17 protein-coding genes are annotated in these 15,673 nt (G+C 68.8%); 1 reads left to right on the forward strand and 16 read right to left on the reverse strand.

Features of this window, described 5'->3' with window-relative positions; translation table 11 throughout:
- Window position 1 precedes the first annotated feature (1 nt).
- The 15 genes from DWG18_RS01955 to DWG18_RS02025 form a co-directional block, all read right to left on the reverse strand.
- Window positions 2–772, reverse strand: a complete 771-nt coding sequence (locus DWG18_RS01955) for a ParA family protein (protein ID WP_115644907.1) — start codon at window positions 770–772, stop codon at window positions 2–4.
- Entirely contained in the window at window positions 772–1,671 is a 900-nt protein-coding gene (gene motD / locus DWG18_RS01960) for a flagellar motor protein MotD (protein WP_115644909.1), read from the reverse strand. The genes DWG18_RS01955 and motD overlap by 1 nt, the downstream gene beginning before the upstream one ends.
- Window positions 1,671–2,411: a flagellar motor protein gene (locus DWG18_RS01965; protein WP_115644911.1), complete on the reverse strand. Its 741-nt coding sequence runs from the start codon at window positions 2,409–2,411 to the stop codon at window positions 1,671–1,673. Before DWG18_RS01965 ends, motD begins: the two co-directional genes overlap by 1 nt.
- 403 nt (window positions 2,412–2,814) lie before the next feature.
- On the reverse strand, window positions 2,815–3,462 hold the full coding sequence (locus DWG18_RS01970; RefSeq protein ID WP_240318572.1) for a hypothetical protein: 648 nt from the start codon (window positions 3,460–3,462) through the stop codon (window positions 2,815–2,817).
- A 193-nt stretch (window positions 3,463–3,655) separates the two neighbouring features.
- On the reverse strand, window positions 3,656–3,925 hold the full coding sequence (locus DWG18_RS01975) for a hypothetical protein (protein ID WP_115644913.1): 270 nt from the start codon (window positions 3,923–3,925) through the stop codon (window positions 3,656–3,658).
- A 755-nt stretch (window positions 3,926–4,680) separates the two neighbouring features.
- Complete coding sequence (locus DWG18_RS01980; protein ID WP_115644915.1) at window positions 4,681–5,835, reverse strand: serine hydrolase; 1,155 nt, start codon at window positions 5,833–5,835, stop codon at window positions 4,681–4,683.
- Window positions 5,836–5,962: 127 nt separating this feature from the next.
- Window positions 5,963–6,565 carry a hypothetical protein gene (locus DWG18_RS01985; RefSeq protein WP_162823649.1) on the reverse strand — a complete coding sequence of 201 codons (603 nt, stop codon included), beginning with the start codon at window positions 6,563–6,565 and terminating at the stop codon, window positions 5,963–5,965.
- Between the two features lie 112 nt (window positions 6,566–6,677).
- A complete protein-coding gene (locus DWG18_RS01990) occupies window positions 6,678–7,238 on the reverse strand; it encodes a lipocalin family protein (protein ID WP_115644919.1) in 561 nt (186 codons plus the stop codon).
- 1 nt (window position 7,239) lies between these two features.
- Complete coding sequence (locus tag DWG18_RS01995) at window positions 7,240–8,310, reverse strand: cyclopropane-fatty-acyl-phospholipid synthase family protein (RefSeq protein ID WP_115644921.1); 1,071 nt, start codon at window positions 8,308–8,310, stop codon at window positions 7,240–7,242.
- Entirely contained in the window at window positions 8,307–9,089 is a 783-nt protein-coding gene (locus DWG18_RS02000) for a DUF1295 domain-containing protein (RefSeq protein ID WP_115644923.1), read from the reverse strand. Before DWG18_RS02000 ends, DWG18_RS01995 begins: the two co-directional genes overlap by 4 nt.
- On the reverse strand, window positions 9,086–9,625 hold the full coding sequence (locus DWG18_RS02005; protein ID WP_115644925.1) for a DUF2878 domain-containing protein: 540 nt from the start codon (window positions 9,623–9,625) through the stop codon (window positions 9,086–9,088). The genes DWG18_RS02000 and DWG18_RS02005 overlap by 4 nt, the downstream gene beginning before the upstream one ends.
- Window positions 9,625–10,893: a cyclopropane-fatty-acyl-phospholipid synthase family protein gene (locus DWG18_RS02010; RefSeq protein ID WP_115644927.1), complete on the reverse strand. Its 1,269-nt coding sequence runs from the start codon at window positions 10,891–10,893 to the stop codon at window positions 9,625–9,627. The genes DWG18_RS02005 and DWG18_RS02010 overlap by 1 nt, the downstream gene beginning before the upstream one ends.
- Window positions 10,890–11,681, reverse strand: coding sequence for a DUF1365 domain-containing protein (locus DWG18_RS02015; RefSeq protein WP_115647988.1), 792 nt, complete (start codon window positions 11,679–11,681; stop codon window positions 10,890–10,892). The genes DWG18_RS02010 and DWG18_RS02015 overlap by 4 nt, the downstream gene beginning before the upstream one ends.
- Window positions 11,678–12,991 (reverse strand): FAD-dependent oxidoreductase, encoded by a 1,314-nt coding sequence (locus DWG18_RS02020; RefSeq protein WP_115644929.1) that lies wholly within the window; start codon window positions 12,989–12,991, stop codon window positions 11,678–11,680. Before DWG18_RS02020 ends, DWG18_RS02015 begins: the two co-directional genes overlap by 4 nt.
- A 1-nt stretch (window position 12,992) precedes the next feature.
- Entirely contained in the window at window positions 12,993–13,937 is a 945-nt protein-coding gene (locus DWG18_RS02025) for an acyl-CoA desaturase (RefSeq protein ID WP_115644931.1), read from the reverse strand.
- A 220-nt stretch (window positions 13,938–14,157) separates the two neighbouring features.
- Between DWG18_RS02025 and DWG18_RS02030 the strand changes: the two genes are divergently transcribed.
- Complete coding sequence (locus tag DWG18_RS02030) at window positions 14,158–14,940, forward strand: hypothetical protein (RefSeq protein ID WP_115644933.1); 783 nt, start codon at window positions 14,158–14,160, stop codon at window positions 14,938–14,940.
- Here the strand turns inward: DWG18_RS02030 and DWG18_RS02035 are convergent.
- Complete coding sequence (locus DWG18_RS02035; protein WP_240318573.1) at window positions 14,937–15,590, reverse strand: response regulator transcription factor; 654 nt, start codon at window positions 15,588–15,590, stop codon at window positions 14,937–14,939. The genes DWG18_RS02030 and DWG18_RS02035 overlap by 4 nt on opposite strands.
- Window positions 15,591–15,673: the final 83 nt, after the last annotated feature.

A 15,673-nucleotide genomic window follows, 5' to 3' on the forward strand; every position in this document is an offset into this window, starting at 1 on the left:
GTCAGGCGGCCTCGCACTGAAGAGAAAGGGGGTCGAGGAGCCACTGCAGCGCCTCGCGGTAGGCGTCGGCGCCACGGCTCGCGAGCTTGGGGCCGGTCGCGACCGCGCTCGCGTCACGCAGGCGCGTGTCCAGCGGGATCGCGTCGGGGCTCACCTGCTCGCCGTAGGTCTCGCGCAGCTGTTCGAGGCTGTTCTGTCCCGAGCGCGTGCGCTTGTCGTGCAGCGTCGGAATGATCGCGCGCGGCAGCGGCCGACGACGCGAGCGTTCGACCATGTCCGCGGTGCGCAGCATGTCGCGCAGGCCGTGCAGCGCGAGCGGATCGGTCTGCGTGGGCGCGATCAGGCGATCGGCCGCGGCCAGCGCGTTGACCATGAGCAGGCCAAGCGTCGGCGGGCAGTCGAGCAGTGCGTAGTCGTAGGTATCGCGTGCCGCATGCAGTGCGCGACCGAGCGCGAGGCCGAGCCCCGGCTGCGTTGCGCCGCGACGCTCGAGCGTCGCCAGCGAGGGCTGCGCGGGGCAGATCACCAGGCCTTCGACGGGGGTTCCGTGTGCAAGGCGCGACAGCATCTGCGTCGCATCGGTAAAGAGTTCGTACGAACCACGCGGCGGCGGCTCGACGGGAATGCCGAACGCATGCGACAGCGACGCATGCGGATCGAGATCGACGAGCAGCACGCGGAAGCCGGCGTCGGCGAGGCCGCGTGCAAGGCAGAGCGTCGTGGTCGTCTTGCCGACACCGCCCTTCTGGTTGGCGACTGCCCAGGTCTGCATCAGCCGGTCCTCCCGTCGCGGTGGATGTCCTGCGCATCGGCGACGCGCACGCGGGTGTCCGCGCCGGTCACGGCATCGGCGCCCTGGCCGGCCGGCAGGATGACCAGCAGCACGCGGCGGTTGGCGTTGCGGCCTTCGACGGTCGCGTTGTCGGCGATCGGCTGGAATTCGGCGTAGCCCGTCATCGACAGCCGCGACGGCGCGATGCCCGCCTGCACCATCACGTGCAGCACGCTGGCCGCGCGCGCGGCGGAAAGCTCCCAGTTCGACGCGTACAGCGCGTTCGCGATCGGCTGGTTGTCGGTATAGCCCTCGACGCGCAGCGCATTCGGCTGCCCGCGCAGCACGTCGGCGACCTTGCGCACGGTGTCGACCGCCAGCGTGTTCGGCAGCGCGGAACCGCTGGGAAACAGCAGGTCGCTCTGGATTTCGACTTCGAGGTAGTCGCTGCCCTGGCGTACGTGCACGAGCTTCTGCTGTACGAGGCCGGAGAGTGCATCACCGATGCGATCACCGAGGCCGCGCAGCTGCGCATGCGACGCGCTTTCACGCGTGGCACTCGGCGCTGCGGAATCGGTGTTGTTGTTCTCGTGCAGGCGCGGCACGTTCACCGGCGCGCTGCGGGTCGGACCGGCCGCACCGGCGGTGGCGAGCGACGGGCGGTCGTAGTCGGAACCGCGCAGCTGCGTGCGGCCGAGCTGCACCGGCGCCATCGACTTCGGCGGTCCGCCGAACGCGGTCGACAATGAATCCGCGACCGCGCGGTACTTGCCCGCGTTGACCGACGAGATCGCGTACATCACGACGAAGAACGCGAGCAGCAGCGTCACGAGGTCGCCATAGGGAATGGCCCAGGCCTCGTGGTTGACGTGCTCCTCGTGGGCGAAGCGGCGCGCCATCAGTGCAGGTATCCCGTCAGGCGTGATTCGATGTTGCGCGGGTTCTCGCCCTGCGCGATTGCGACCAGGCCTTCGATCAGCATTTCGCGCTCGGTGGCCTGCGCGTTGATCACGCCCTTGAGCTTGGATGCCATCGGAAGAAGCATCAGGTTCGCCGAACCGATGCCGTAGATCGTCGCGGTGAACGCGGCGGCGATGCCGTGGCCGAGATGGCCCGGATCGGCGAGGTTCTTCATCACCGCCATCAGGCCGAGCACGGCGCCGATGATGCCGAGCGTGGGCGCGTAGATGCCCATGCCTTCGAACACCTTGGCGGCGGCCATGTCGCGATGCTGCTGGCTCTGCAGTTCGATTTCGAGCGTCTGCCGGATCTGCTCCGGCTCACTGCCGTCGACCACCATCTGCAGACCCTTGCGCAGGAAGTCGTCCTGTACGCCCGACAGTTCCGGCTCCAGGCCGAGCAGGCCCTGGCGGCGCGCGGTATTGCTCCAGTCGACGATGCGGCGCACCTGGGCGTGACCGTCGCGCGCCGGCGGGCTGAACACCCAGCGCACGATCTTCATGGCGCGACGGAACGTCGCCATCGGCGTCTGCACGAGAATCGCTGCGAGCGTGCCGAGAATGACGATGACGAACGCCGCGGGCGACCACAGCCCGGCGAGCCCCGCGCCCTTGAGCACGCTGCCGCCCAGCAACGCGGCAAGCGCGAGCACGACGCCGATGAAGGAGAGCCTATCCATCGGTGTTGTTAACGGGCGGAACGCGGCAGTTCTTGAGCTGTCCGCGGCTGGGGCATCTGTGATCGAGCGCACGCGGTGCGAGGAGCGCGACCACCTCGGTGCGGCGAATGAAGCCCCTCGGACAAGGGGCACGAGATCAGAACACGACCGATGGAGCAGGGCTGCGGCGGTGCCGCTTCATCGGGCTGTGCCCGCGATCGCGTCTGCTGCCGTGCGCAGCCCGTCGGGGACACCTGGCGGCGATGCGTCTCGTCGATCGCGCCCATATAGGTGCGCCCGAACGGATTCAGACAGTGGAAGGCGAGGCCCGATCACCCCAGTGCCCTGTGGGCGTCGAGGCTCAGCGCGCGAGCGAGGTCATCCGTGGGATCGCACGCGAAGACACGAAACGCCCATGCGGCCTTCAGCGGCGGGCGGACCGTGCGTGTCTTCCACTGCTGTGTTGCGCAGTCTCGCGACTTTGCACGAACTCCGGGAAGACCTCGGCCAGCGGCGTCGTGTCCGGCAGGATGTAGAACACGCCGCCCTTTTCGAACGTCGGGCGGACGACCTGCTCGTAGAACTCCGGCGATACGTTGATGCAGCCATGCGTGACGCGGTTGTCGTCCGGTGACGCGGATGCGAGGCGCTCGGCGCGCTTCTCAGAGGGGACGCCCGTAGCGGTCGGGTGCATGGAGACCGAGGAATCGTAGTCCACCCACAACACGCGGCCGGCGTCGATCGAGGGGCCGAACCCGCCCACGAAGCGACCGGCGGGCGTCGTGCGATCCCGGCCCGGAATTTCGGCAAGCGCGAGACCTGCCACGCCAGGGGCCGAGTGATCGCCGATCGCCGAGCCGAACAGACCGGGCGCCGCGCCCAGAAGACGGCCGTCGCCACGGAACACCAGGACCTGTGCAGCCGCCTTGTCGATGATCGCGAACGGATAGCCTTCGCTGTCCTTGGTGGCGACGACCCAGCCGGCCAGCTCGATCACCGTGCTGGACACGTCCTGGCCTTGCGGGAGCTGGTCGACGGCTTCGACCGGTGGGGTGCCGTCGTCGGCAGCCACCGCGCCGAAGCTCGCGAATGCCAGCGCAAGCGTCAGCGCACCGCAAGCAGCCCGGATCGCAGCGTGTGTGGACGTACGGATGGGACGGTTCCCCAGGTAGATCGAAGACTCGCAACAGCAAAAGACGCCGGTGGCCAGCGAAGGCCACCGGATCGTCGATTCAGGCTGTTCGTTGTGGATCGTACAAACGCGATCAACCGCGCGGCTTGCGACGCGGAGCCGTCTCGAGCTGCTGCACGCGGCCCTCGATCGCATCCAGCCGTTGATTGGCGCGCTGCGCGGACTGGTTGGCGGCGTCGGCACTCTGGGCCGCACTCTGCACCTTCGAATCGAGCTGATCGAGGCGCGAATTGATCCGCGCAAAATCGTCATCGTAGGTCGCGCAGGCGGCGAGGCTGAGCGCGGCGACGATCGCCAGTGCCAGCGGACGGGCCATCACGAGATGTTGCTTGGACAGAATCATTCCAAACCTCCTTCGTCTGGGGGATATTCGAAATGGAGCGGCCTTCCTGGAGCACTCATGATCCGCATACAGCTGACGCTCGAATACGTCGATGGACTGTGAAGATGGGTTGTCGCGGGCAGCTGCGCTCTCAATCCGGCAGCCTGCGCCAGATCTGCAGCGTCCGGTCGCCAGCGCGGCGTTATCCACGGTCGCCGGAAAGGGGTGAGCGCCAGCCGCCGGAAGGTGCGCGGCGCTGGTCGAGGGCGGAAGTTTCCGGGAGTGCTCGCGAGTCATCGGCGCGGGAACGCTCGACCGGCGCGCTAACGCGCCCAAGTCGGTTTCCGTATTGATCCTGTCACTTCCAGCGAGGCAAGTTCAGACCGCCATCGCGAGCACCGCGTTGTCGGCGGCGTGTCGTCCTCGTCGCACCGTTTACTCGGTTGAAATGCACGACCAGCAGTGCGAGGTTAGACGCTAGGGAGTCTGCGCTCGCACGCGCGCGGTCCTCGTGACGGATTCGCCGACGAAGATGGGTTGCTTGCGGTGCCGACAACGGGGTTACGGCAGCGGTCGACCGCTCCGCCACCTGCATTGCACCGGCGCCACCGACAGCAGCTCGCTCACCATCGCCGACAAGCGCGCTCCGCATTCTCGAGCTCGATCGCTGCTCTGGTCGCGTTGGGATTGACGGTGACGACGCGCTGCGGATCCCGGAGTCGGCACGCGCCAGTGTCGCGATGCGGCGGAAAGCAGACCGCGATATCGCGTCGCCCTCAGTTCGCGACGCTGCGCACCACGTCTCCGATGAACTCGTTGACTGCGATCGCGGTGGGCAGCTCGTCGTAGGCGCCCGCCGTGGTCGCCACCGCGAGATCGAGCTGTGGCACGACGAAGAGGCGTTGACCGCCGTTTCCGAACGCGGCGTGCCACCTGATCGGGCGTCCCCGCCAGGAGACAGTTCCGGACCACCACTGAGCGCGATAGCGGAAATCGGCCACGTCAGTCCGCAGCCCCGGTGCCCACGCATCTCGAATCCAGTCGGCAGGGACGAGCTGGCGCCCGTTCCAGCGACCTTCCTCGAGCGCGAGGCGCCCGAACTTCAGTAGGTCGCGCGGACGCAGGCGGAGCCCGTTGAACGCCATCGGGCGCCCGGGCGTGTCCCGCAACCACGCCCACCGCGTGATCCCCATCGGTGCGAACAGGCGTTCATTCGCGAACTCGTCGAGGGGTTTGCCCGTTCCGTCGGCGATGAGCTGGGCGAGCAGGGCGGTGCCGCCGCCGTTGTAGTTGAATCTGGTGCCCGGTGCAGGCTTGATCGGCCGGTCGAGTACGTAGGTCGGCACGTCCGTTTTCCAGAAGAGCTTCAGCTCGTCGTTGAGGCCGGGCCGCCCCTCCGTCCACTCCAAACCGCTGCTCATGTCGAGAAGATCGCGGACACGGATGCGCCGTGCGTTGTCAGCCGCGACGCCGTCCAGGTGCGGGAAGCTGCCATCGAGCGCTGCATCGGGTGCGGGCACCTTCCGCTGCTCGAACGCGACGCCATACAGGAGCGACGTGACAGTCTTTCCCACCGATCGCACGTCGTGCAACGTGCCCGGGCCGAACGACTGGCGTGTGGAGAGCAGCGAGTAGACCGAGCGATCCGGGCCGCCCTGGTACATCTCGAGCACAAGCCGACCATGACGCTCGACGAGGATCGCGTGCACGTTAAGTGGCCGGTCCATCAGGCGTTCCGCCGCGGTGACGAGCGCTTGTTCGTCGAAGCCCTCGGCGCGCGGCGTCGACAGTGTCCAGCCGTCGCTCAGCGCAACGGGTCGTGGGCCGGTTCGCGGGTCGACAGGACGCAACCGCGTGACCCAGGTCAGCCATGCCGCTGCCACCAGGCCGAGGGCCACGAGCGCGGCGACTCGGCGCGAACGAAGCTTCACGATGGCGGGATACCCGAAGAGCGACGCCGTCAGTCTATGCGGGCTGCATCAGCGCCTGTGAGCCATTGGCGTCCGTCCGACGGTGGAGCGACGTCCACCGTCGAACGGGCTTCCGCACTGGCTCGGATCAGCGATCGGGTTCGATGAATGACGTATCGACGCTGGCCACGCCAATCGGCAGGCCGGGAGCGAATGCGCTGACGTTGAACACAGAGTTGAGCGCCGCCGCCGCGTCGGCCGCGAGTTTCGCCTGCACACCGGACAGCCGCAGCTTGCCAGCGTACGCGCTGCGGTTGACCTGCGGTGCGGACGTCGGCGTGAGATCGAACAGGTTGAGGCGGCCGAGCAACGTGTCGTCGACCTTGACGAGTCCGGTCAGCACGGGCGACGGGCCGGTGGTGTCGATCACGAAGCTGCTGATGTTGACGCGGCGCGCGCCGGCGATGAGGTTGAGCCCACCGTCGTGCACGATCTCGCCCTTGACCGTTCCCAGATCGATTTCACCGGTAGGGATGGGCAACGCTGCAACGGCACCACTCAGGCGCGCGGGATAGCTCGCCGACGCGGCGACGCCGAGACTGGCCAGCGCGCCGGTGAATGTCGGGCTGAGCTGCACGGTGGTCTGGCCGCCGGTGGTCGAGACGGTGGGTGCGGCGAAGGTCGTCATCGGAAGCGCGAGCGCGGAGACCAGCAGCAACCGGCCGATCGTATTCAGGACTCGAGTACGCATAACGGTTTCCTCGTGCGATGGGGGAGGCCAGCGCAGTGCGCATGGCCGCGGGAGCGTCGCGCCGAGTCCGCGTCCGCTCCAGCGCACAAGCACCGAAACGCGACCCGTACATCTACGGAGTGGTGGCTCGCTCCGCGTCCACCGCCGGCTCGGGCCAGCGCTGCGGCACCTTGCGAAGACCTTCGAGCGTGTAGCCCATCGCCTGCAGTCGTTGCACCGCATCCGCGTACGCGGCGTCGGAGATCGTCGGCGTGCGCGCCATGATCCACGCGTAGTCGCGCTTGTTGCGGGCGATGATGGTCAGCGAATAGTCCGGGCTGAGGTAGGCGATCACGTACTCGGCCTGGATCGGCCACACGAACTGCATGCCCCAGACCGCGTTCGACGTGCCGGGGCGCACCGTGCCGACCGGCTGCATGACTTTGACCGGGCTGTCGAAACTGCCATTGCGGTAGCGGAAGTGCGTCTGGATGCGTCCATCGCGCCGGAGCATGTACGACTCGATGGCGTTGTACGCATTGCGCTCGGGGTACGACGGAATGTGTGCGATGACGTACCAGTCGCCCATGAAGTGCGACAGGTTGACGTTCGCGACGGGCTTGAGCGGTCGCGACGCATGCGCGCAGCCGGCCAGGGCGAGCATCGCGAGAACGAACGCACGCAGGGTTCGCATGTCACGCCCCCCGCGAAAAGCGGTAGTGGGCGACGTGCCACTCCTGGCCGCCGCGATATCCGAAAAGTTCGGCGCAAGCCATCCAGAAGATGCGCCAGCGCTGGTTCCAGAGCGGCGCCGCATCGCCGTAGGCCTCGCGCAGGCAGGCCATGACCGGGTCGCGTCGCGCATCGTGATTGGCCAACCAGTGGTTGGCCGTACGCTCGTAATGGCGACCGTCGACCAGCCAGCGACGCTCCAGCCGCAGGTGCTGCTGGAAGTGCAGCAAGGTGTCGGCCGCAGGCATCAGGCCACCCGTGAAGAAGTGACGGCCCATCCAGTCGTCCTGGCCGTCCGTCTCGAACGGATAGAGCAGCGTGCGGTGGCAGAACACGTGCACGAACAGCTGGCCGCCGGGCCGCAGCCACGTGGCGATGCGCGACAGCAGCAGGTCGTAGTTGCGCATGTGCTCGAACATCTCGACCGACACGCAGCGGTCGTACGCACTCGCCTCCAGGTCGAGGCGGTTGACGTCGCGCGTGATGACCTGGACGTTGTCGAACCCGCGAATAGCGCACTGCTCGAGGATGTATTCGCGCTGGCCATGGGAGTTCGACACCGCGGTGATGCGTGCCGCCGGAAAGCGCTCGGCCATCCACAGCGTCAGCGAGCCCCAGCCGCAGCCGAGTTCCAGGATGTCCTGGCCGTCCACGAGTCCGGCACGCTCGGCATACAGCAGCAGCATCGCCTCCTCGGCCTCGTCGACCGTCTCCGTGCCGGTCGGGTAGTAGCAGCACGAATATTTTCGGCGCGCGCCCAGGCACGCTGCGAAGAACGACGCCGGAAGCTCGTAATGCTGGCGGTTCGCCTCCTCGGTGTGCAGCGCGAGCGGGCTCGCACGCAGCCCGTCGAGGCGTTCGCTCATGCGCTGCGACTGCGCCTCGAGGCTGCCGCGGAGTTCGTCGCGCAGGCGTTGTTCGCACAGCCGGCGGATGCCGATCCGGATGAGCGGATCGGGCAATACGCCGCGTTCGGCGAGCCCGAGCAGGCCGTCATCGGGACGATCGGAAACCGCATCCATTACGGTGTTCATGGCGACTCCTTCGGAAACCATGGAAACAGCATCGGTGTGCTGCGCTGATAGGCGCGGTAGTCGTCGCCGCGCGTGCGCAGGGCCTGGCGCTCGGTGTGCGGAATGCCGCTCAACCAGCGCAGGAACACGTACATCGTGATGGGGCCGGCCCAGGCCAGCCATGCGATGGGCGAGCCGACCGCGAGCAGGACGTACGTGAACCAGTGAAGCCACTCGAAGAAGTAGTTCGGATGCCGGCTGTACTTCCACAGGCCGGTCCGCAGCGTCCGTCCACGATTGCGGGGATCGGCGCGGAAGCGCGCGAGCTGCGCATCGGCGACGGCTTCGCCGCCGACTGCGAGCAACCACGTGATCATCGCTGCGAGGAGAATGGGCCACGCAGGTGTGATCGGTGTGCGCGCGACCGCAACGAACGGCAGCGCGAAGATCACGACCAGCAGGGCCTGCGCCTGGAACACCGCGAACCAGCGCGCGCCGTGGTCGCCCCAGCCGGCGCGCAGTGCGGCGTAGCGCCCGTCCTCGTGTTCGCCACGCACGCGCCGCCACAGGTGCGTGGCGAGACGGAACCCCCAAGTGCCGCCGAACAGCGCGAGCGCGATGCGTGGCGCGAGCGCACCGTCGCCGAGTACGGCGAGCACCACCGCGCTCGCGCCGACGCCGCCGGCCCAGACCACGTCGACGATGCCGGCGTCGCGCCGGCGTTGCTGCCAACGCCACGCGAACGTCTGCGCAACCGCCGCGCCCGCCCACACGATCAGCAAGGCAGTGAAGACGCTCATCGCATGTCCCCGGCAAAGCGCGACGCGTGCGCCTGTTGCTGTTCGCGCAGGCGACGGGCGAGCACCAGCAGCAGGCACGACGCGCACGACCAGCCCACCGCGAGCGCGACGAGCGCGGGTTGCGGTTCTTCGAACGTCACCGCGCCAAGCCGCTGCGCGGCGACGTAGGAGGCGGGGCCGCCGACCGCACCCAGCACGGCCGCCTGCATCGGCCCCAGTCCCTTCAACGCATGGTCGAGCGTCAGCGCGAACGCCGCCCACATCGCAAGGATCCATGCCGGCGCAGGCAGCCCGGGCGTCGTTGCCGCATACGTGACGGTGCCCGACGCCGCGAGCGCGCCATCGAACAGCGCACCCAGCACGAGCGAACACGCGACCAACCGCACGTCGGCGGCGCGCGTGTGCGACGCGCGCACCTGCAGCGCGACGAACAGCGCGCATGCCACGACACCCGGCGCGGCGCTGCCGTGCGCGGCGCCGAGCACGGCGGCCCACCACACCCACTGGAAACCCGCGAAGGTGGCGAGGCGTCGCATCAGGCCTCCACGACGTTCACGGGCGTCGCGGGTCGGTAGCCCGGTCGCGCGAACAGCATCTGCGCGACGCCGATCGAGCGTTCGCGGAAGCCGCCTTCGCAGTAGGCGAGGTAGAACGTCCACATGCGTACGAAGCGCTCGTCGAATCCGAGCGCGTGCACCTGCGGGAGCTGCGCGAGGAAGCGCGTGCGCCAGGCGGCGAGCGTGCGCGCGTACGACAGGCCCATGTCCTCCAGGTGCAGCAGGGCGAGGTCGCTGGCCGACGTCTTCGCCTCCATCAGCGCAGCGATCGACGGAATGAACGAGCCCGGGAACACATGGCGCTTGATGAAGTCGACCGAGCGCACGGCCTGCGCGTAACGGTGGTCTTCGATGGTGATCGCCTGCACGAGCGCGAGGCCCTCCGGGCGCAGCCGGTCGCGCAGGCAGGCGAAGTAGGGCTGCAGGTTGCCGGGGCCGATGGCTTCCACCATCTCGATGGACACCAGCTTGTCGTAGACGCCGTCGAGGTCGCGGAAGTCGCGTAGCAGCACCTCGACGCGATCCTGCAGGCCGGCATCGGCCACGCGCTGTCGCGCAAGGCCGTATTGCTCGCGCGACAGCGTCGTGGTGGTGACGTGGCAGCCGTAGTTGCGTGCAGCGTGCAGGGCGAAACCGCCCCAGCCGGTGCCGATCTCGAGCACGCGCTCGCCCGGGCACAGCTGCAACTTGCGGCAGATCGTGTCGAGCTTGCGGGTGGACGCGACGTCCAGCGTGTCGTCGTCGCGCTCGTAGAGCGCCGACGAATACATGAGATCCGGCGACAGGAACAACCGGAAGAAGTCGTTCCCGAGGTCATAGTGCGCGGCGATGTTGCGACGCGCACCCGCGCGCGTATTCGCCCGCAGTGCATGCGTGGCACGCAGCATCCATCCCGCCACGCGCGCTGGTCCTCGCTCGGCCGCGTCGAGCAATTCGCGGTTGCGCACCAGCAGGCGCACCAGGCCGACCAGGTCGTCGCAGCTCCACCAGCCGTCCATGTATGCCTCGGCCGCACCGACGCTTCCACCGGCCGCGACGGCGCGATAGAAGCGCGCGTCGTGCACATGCATCACCGGTGTCGCGGTGTCGCGCGCGGCATCGCCCAGCAGCGCGGAGCCCCACGCGTCGTGCACCATCACGCCGCCCGACGCGAGCGCGCCGAGCTGGCGCCATACCCGCGCGCGCAACAGGCGGTCGAGCGCGCCGGGCGGTCGCGTGGAACCAAGGGTCTGCACGGTGTCGTTCATGCGTGGGCGTCGTTCGTGGGGTGATCGTGGACCGGGGTTCGCTTGAGCCAGAGCCGCAGCGCCTGCCAGTGGATCGCGCCGAGCACCTGCAGCGTCATGGCGGGATAGCGCCAGAGCACGCGCGACAGCGCGGCGCGGTCGAGCGGTCGCCGCTGCATCGCCAGCGTGGCGTCGAACTCGCGCGTATCGCCGTCGCATACGTCCATATGGACGTGCAGCGACGCCCCGGGGGGCGTGAACGTCCATGCATAGCGGCGCTGCATGGCCATGAACGGCGATACATGGAAGGTCTTGTCGAACTGCCAGTGCAGTGCGCGGCCCCGGCGTTCGGCCTCGGTCACGTTCAACACGTAGGCATGGCGTTCGCGCCACGGCGTGTTGGTGATCTCGGCGACGATGGTATCGAGCGCGTGGCCGTCCGCGGCGTAGCAGTAGTAGAAGCTCACCGGGTTGAACACGTGGCCGAAGTAGCGCGCGTGCGTCAGCAACCGGATCGGACCGTCGACCGCCGTCCCCGTAGCGCCGCGGATGCGGTCGCGCACGGCGTCGGCAAGCGGCATCGAGGACGGACCGAGGTAGTCGCTGCGACGGAATTCGGCGACGTTGCGACGGCGCGTCGACCACAACGGATGTCGACGCAGCACGTCGTCGACCTCGTCGAGGTCGAGAAAAAGTTGCGCCATGCGGTAGTCGAAGGCATGCGCGCGCGGGCCAAAGCGTCGATGGCGCACGCGCCCTTCGTACAGCGCGCTGCGTCGCGACCCCACGTCGTCACCGCGTGCGCTCATGGCGCGCTCCACGCCGGGTCGGGGGACGCCGCGATGACCGCACCGCGCGCGCCGGCAGTGTCCGCCGAGCGCCACGGTGCGCCGAGCGCCTCCGCTACGTCGACCGCGCTGCGCACGCCGTCCTCGTGGAAACCCCAGCCCCAGTAGGCGCCGGCGAACCAGGTATGGCGTCGCCCCTGGATCTCGTGGCGACGGGCCTGCGCCGCGACCGCTGCAGTGGTGAACACCGGATGGCTGTACGCGACGCGCTTGAGGACGCGCCGCGGATCGATGGCATCGTCACGGTTGAGTGTGACCACCAGCGGCGTACGCACGGGCAGACCCTGGAGCAGGTTCATGCAGTAGCTGACGGTGCAGGGCTGCGCGGGGTCGGCGTCGACATGCGCGTTCCACGCGGCCCAAGCCTTGCGACGTCGCGGCAGTAGGCGCGCGTCGGTGTGCAGCGCGACGTCGTTGTGCTGGTAGCCGATCGCCCCGAGCACGTCGCGCTCGCGCGCGTCGGCGTCGGTCAGCAGGCCGAGGGCCTGGTCGCTGTGGCAGGCGAGCACGACGCGGTCGAAACGCTCTTCCCCGGCCGCGGTGTGGACGAACACGCCGTCGTCGTCGCGACGCACCGCCCGCACGGGTGTCCGCGACCGCACCGTTGCGCGCCACGATGCCTGCATCGCCCGCACGTAGCGCGACGAGCCACCGGTGACGACGCGCCATTGCGGCCGCCCCGTCAGCTGCAGCATCTGGTGGTTGGCCATGAACTGGACGAGATGGCGCGCGGGGAAGCGCAGGACATCGCGCACCGGCGCGGACCACAGCGCCGACGCCATGGGCACCAGGTGGTCGTCGCGGAAGGCGTCGCCGTAGCCTTCGCATTGCAGGTAGTCGCCGAGCGTGGGGCCGGCGTCGTCGCTCGCAAGGAGCGACGGCGCGCTGCGGTAGAAGCGGCGCAGGTCGGCGAGCATCCGCCAGAACCGTGCGGACACCAGGTTGCGGCGCTGGCAGAACAGCGCGTCGAGCGACGTCGCGTTGTATTCGAGCCCGGTGCGCGCGTTGTGCACCGAGAAGCTCATCGTCGTCGGTTGCGTGGCGACGCCGAGTTCGTCGAACAGTCGGGTCAGCAGCGGGTAGTGCACCGGGTTGTGGACGATGAAACCGGTGTCGACCGACAGCGTGTGCCCGTCGACGACGACCTCATGGGTATGCGTGTGTCCCCCGAGATAGTCCGCGGCCTCGAACAGCACGACCTCGTGCACGCGCGAGAGCAGCCACGCGCTGGCGAGGCCGGAGATGCCCGAACCGATGACGGCGATGCGCATGTCAGGCCCGCGCCTTGGCGTGCACCCAGGCGGGCACGCGCTTGACGTCGTGCACGAGCCCGAGCGCGGCGAGCAACTCCAGGCCGTACCAGGTAAGGTCGATTTCCCACCAGTAGAAGCCCTGGCGCGCGGTGCCGGGGAAGAAGTGGTGGTTGTTGTGCCAGCCCTCGCCGAGCGTCACCAGCGCGAGCAGCGGGTTGTTGCGGCTGTCGTCGCGCGTTTCGAACCGTCGCGAGCCGAAACGGTGCGCGAGCGAGTTGATCGTCACCGTGACGTGGAACAGCGCGACCGTCGACACAAAGAAGCCCCAGACCACGAGTTGGGAGCCGCTGGTGCCCAGCCCGGGGGCGACGCGCGCGAGCAGCGCGCCGACGCCGTACAGCAGCGCCATGAGGGCGAGCGGGACGGCGACGTCGAAGCGGTCGAGCCAGCGCAGCTCGGGGAAGCGCGCCAGGTCGGGCACGCGCGCCAGGTCGGTGGCGAACGCACGCCGCGTCAGGAACCAGCCGACGTGGCTGCGCCAGAAGCCGTGCACGCGCGGCGAATGCAGGTCGCGAGGCGAGTCGGCGTTCGCGTGGTGGTGGCGGTGATGCGCGGCCCACCACAGCGGGCCGCGCTGCACGCACGACGCGCCCAGCACGGCGAACACGAACTGCACGGCGCGTGACGTGCGGAATGTGCGATGGGAGAAGTAGCGGTGGTAGAAGCCGGTGATCGCGAACATGCGCACCAGATACAGCGCGATCGCGACCGCCAGTGCGGTCGCCGATACGCCGGTCCAGACGATGCCCACGCAACCAAGGTGGAGCGCGGCGAACGGAAGCGCACGCAGCATGTCGATCCGGTCGGCGCGCGGATCGTCCGCGACGGGCACGCCCGCCGCACCGTCGAACCAGCGAAGGAGCGAGGCGACGGCAGCGGTGCGTGCAGTGGGAAGGGAAGTCATGGAGACGGCACGGGCGGCGACGGCCGCTTTATGGCACGCCATCGCGTGCCGCCACATCCGTAGATTTGCGTAGGCCACGCACGCGCTTCGGAAACTACTGCGATCTCCGGCGTGGATTTGCGTACTTGTACGGAGGGCTGGCGCGCGGCGCGGCGATAACGTCCTCCGCCACGTGGCGAGGCGCACTCGCCACGCATCCCCCACAACGCAGAGGTGACGCATGAAAGCGATGGTGATCGCAGCGCTCGCGCTCGTTGCCTCCCCCGCCGTTCACGCAGCGGGGCCGGAAGCGGGTCGCTGGTCGTTCACGCTGTTCGGCGGGGTCGACACCCCGGTCAGCGGCGATGTCCACACCGGGGCGACCGTGGATGTCCCCGACCTCGGGCCGCTCAATCCGGCGCTCGCCGGTGTCGCCGCACAGCTGCGCATCGGCTCGCGCAGCCATGCACGGGTCTACGACATGGCGACCGTCGGCGGGCTCAGCGTCGCGCGCGCGGTGAGCGACCGGCTCGAATGGTTCGGCGACATCCGCCAGACGCGCGCATCGCGCGGGCGCCTGCAGGTCGGCGATGCCTTCGTACCGGCACTCAATACCGCGCTGCCCGTCTACGGCGGTTTTTCGGCGTACAAGGCGACTAGCATCGAGGGCGGCGCACGCTGGTATTTCATGGAGGCCGGCGCGGCACGCCCCTACGTCGCGGCGCGGCTGGGCGCGACGCGCACCGACGACATCAAGGCCACCTTCGAAATTCCCGACGCCGGCATCACGATCCCCGATGCGCCGTTCTACTCGAGCAACTGGGCGGTGAGCGCAGGCGTCGACCTCGGCGTCAGCGTGCCGGTCTCCGCGCGTGGCAGCTTCGTCGCCGAGACGGGCATCCGCTATGTCGATTCGCTCGACGGCGACGACAGCGCGATCGGACCACTTGGGCTCGCGTCGATCAACGACACCGGGCGGCGCGTGTCCGTGCCGCTGACCGTCGCGCTGCGTTGGGACTTCTAGGCGAGCGGTCGCAGTTCGTGCGGCGCGGGCGTCAGTCCGTACTCCTCGGCCTTGCGCACCAGTTCGACGGTGCTGTGCACGTCGAGCGCCTGCATGATCGCGTAACGGTGCGACTCCACGGTGCGCACGGAAACGCCGAGTTCCGCGGCGACCTGCTTGGAGCGCAGACCCGCGCACACCAGCTGCAGCACCTGCCGCTGCTTGTCGGTGAGCACGTGCTGGCGGCCGCGGGCCGGTGCGGCGATGACGTGCGCAGCGAGCGTCGGCGTGATGTAGGTACGCCCGCTGCGCACCGCGTGGATCGCGCGCAGCAGTTCCTCGCCGGCCGAGCTCTTGAGCACGTAGGCCGACGCGCCGGCACGGAAGGCCTGCTCGGCCAGCGCGGGCTCGGCGTGCATGGTCAGGAATACGAAGGGGACGTCGATGCCCTGCTCACGCAGTTCACGCACCACGCTCAGGCCGTTGCGATCGGGCATGGCGAGGTCGCTGACGACGAGGTCCGGCGCGTGCTGGCGGACGGCGTCGAGCAGCGCGGTACCGCTGGCGACGCAGGCGACCAGGTCGCACTCGTCCTGCAGCAGGCGCTGCAGGCCTTCGGCGACCAGGCGGTGGTCATCGGCGAGCACAACGCGTGGGCGGTCGGACGACATCTGCGGCATCCTGTGCGCGGTCGAGTCGGGCGGCGCATCGTCGCGCCGTCGCGAGATTACTCCACGTCCAGTGGCCATTGCCC

Origin of the sequence: Lysobacter sp. TY2-98, from assembly GCF_003367355.1 — a bacterium.
GTDB lineage: Bacteria > Pseudomonadota > Gammaproteobacteria > Xanthomonadales > Xanthomonadaceae > Cognatilysobacter.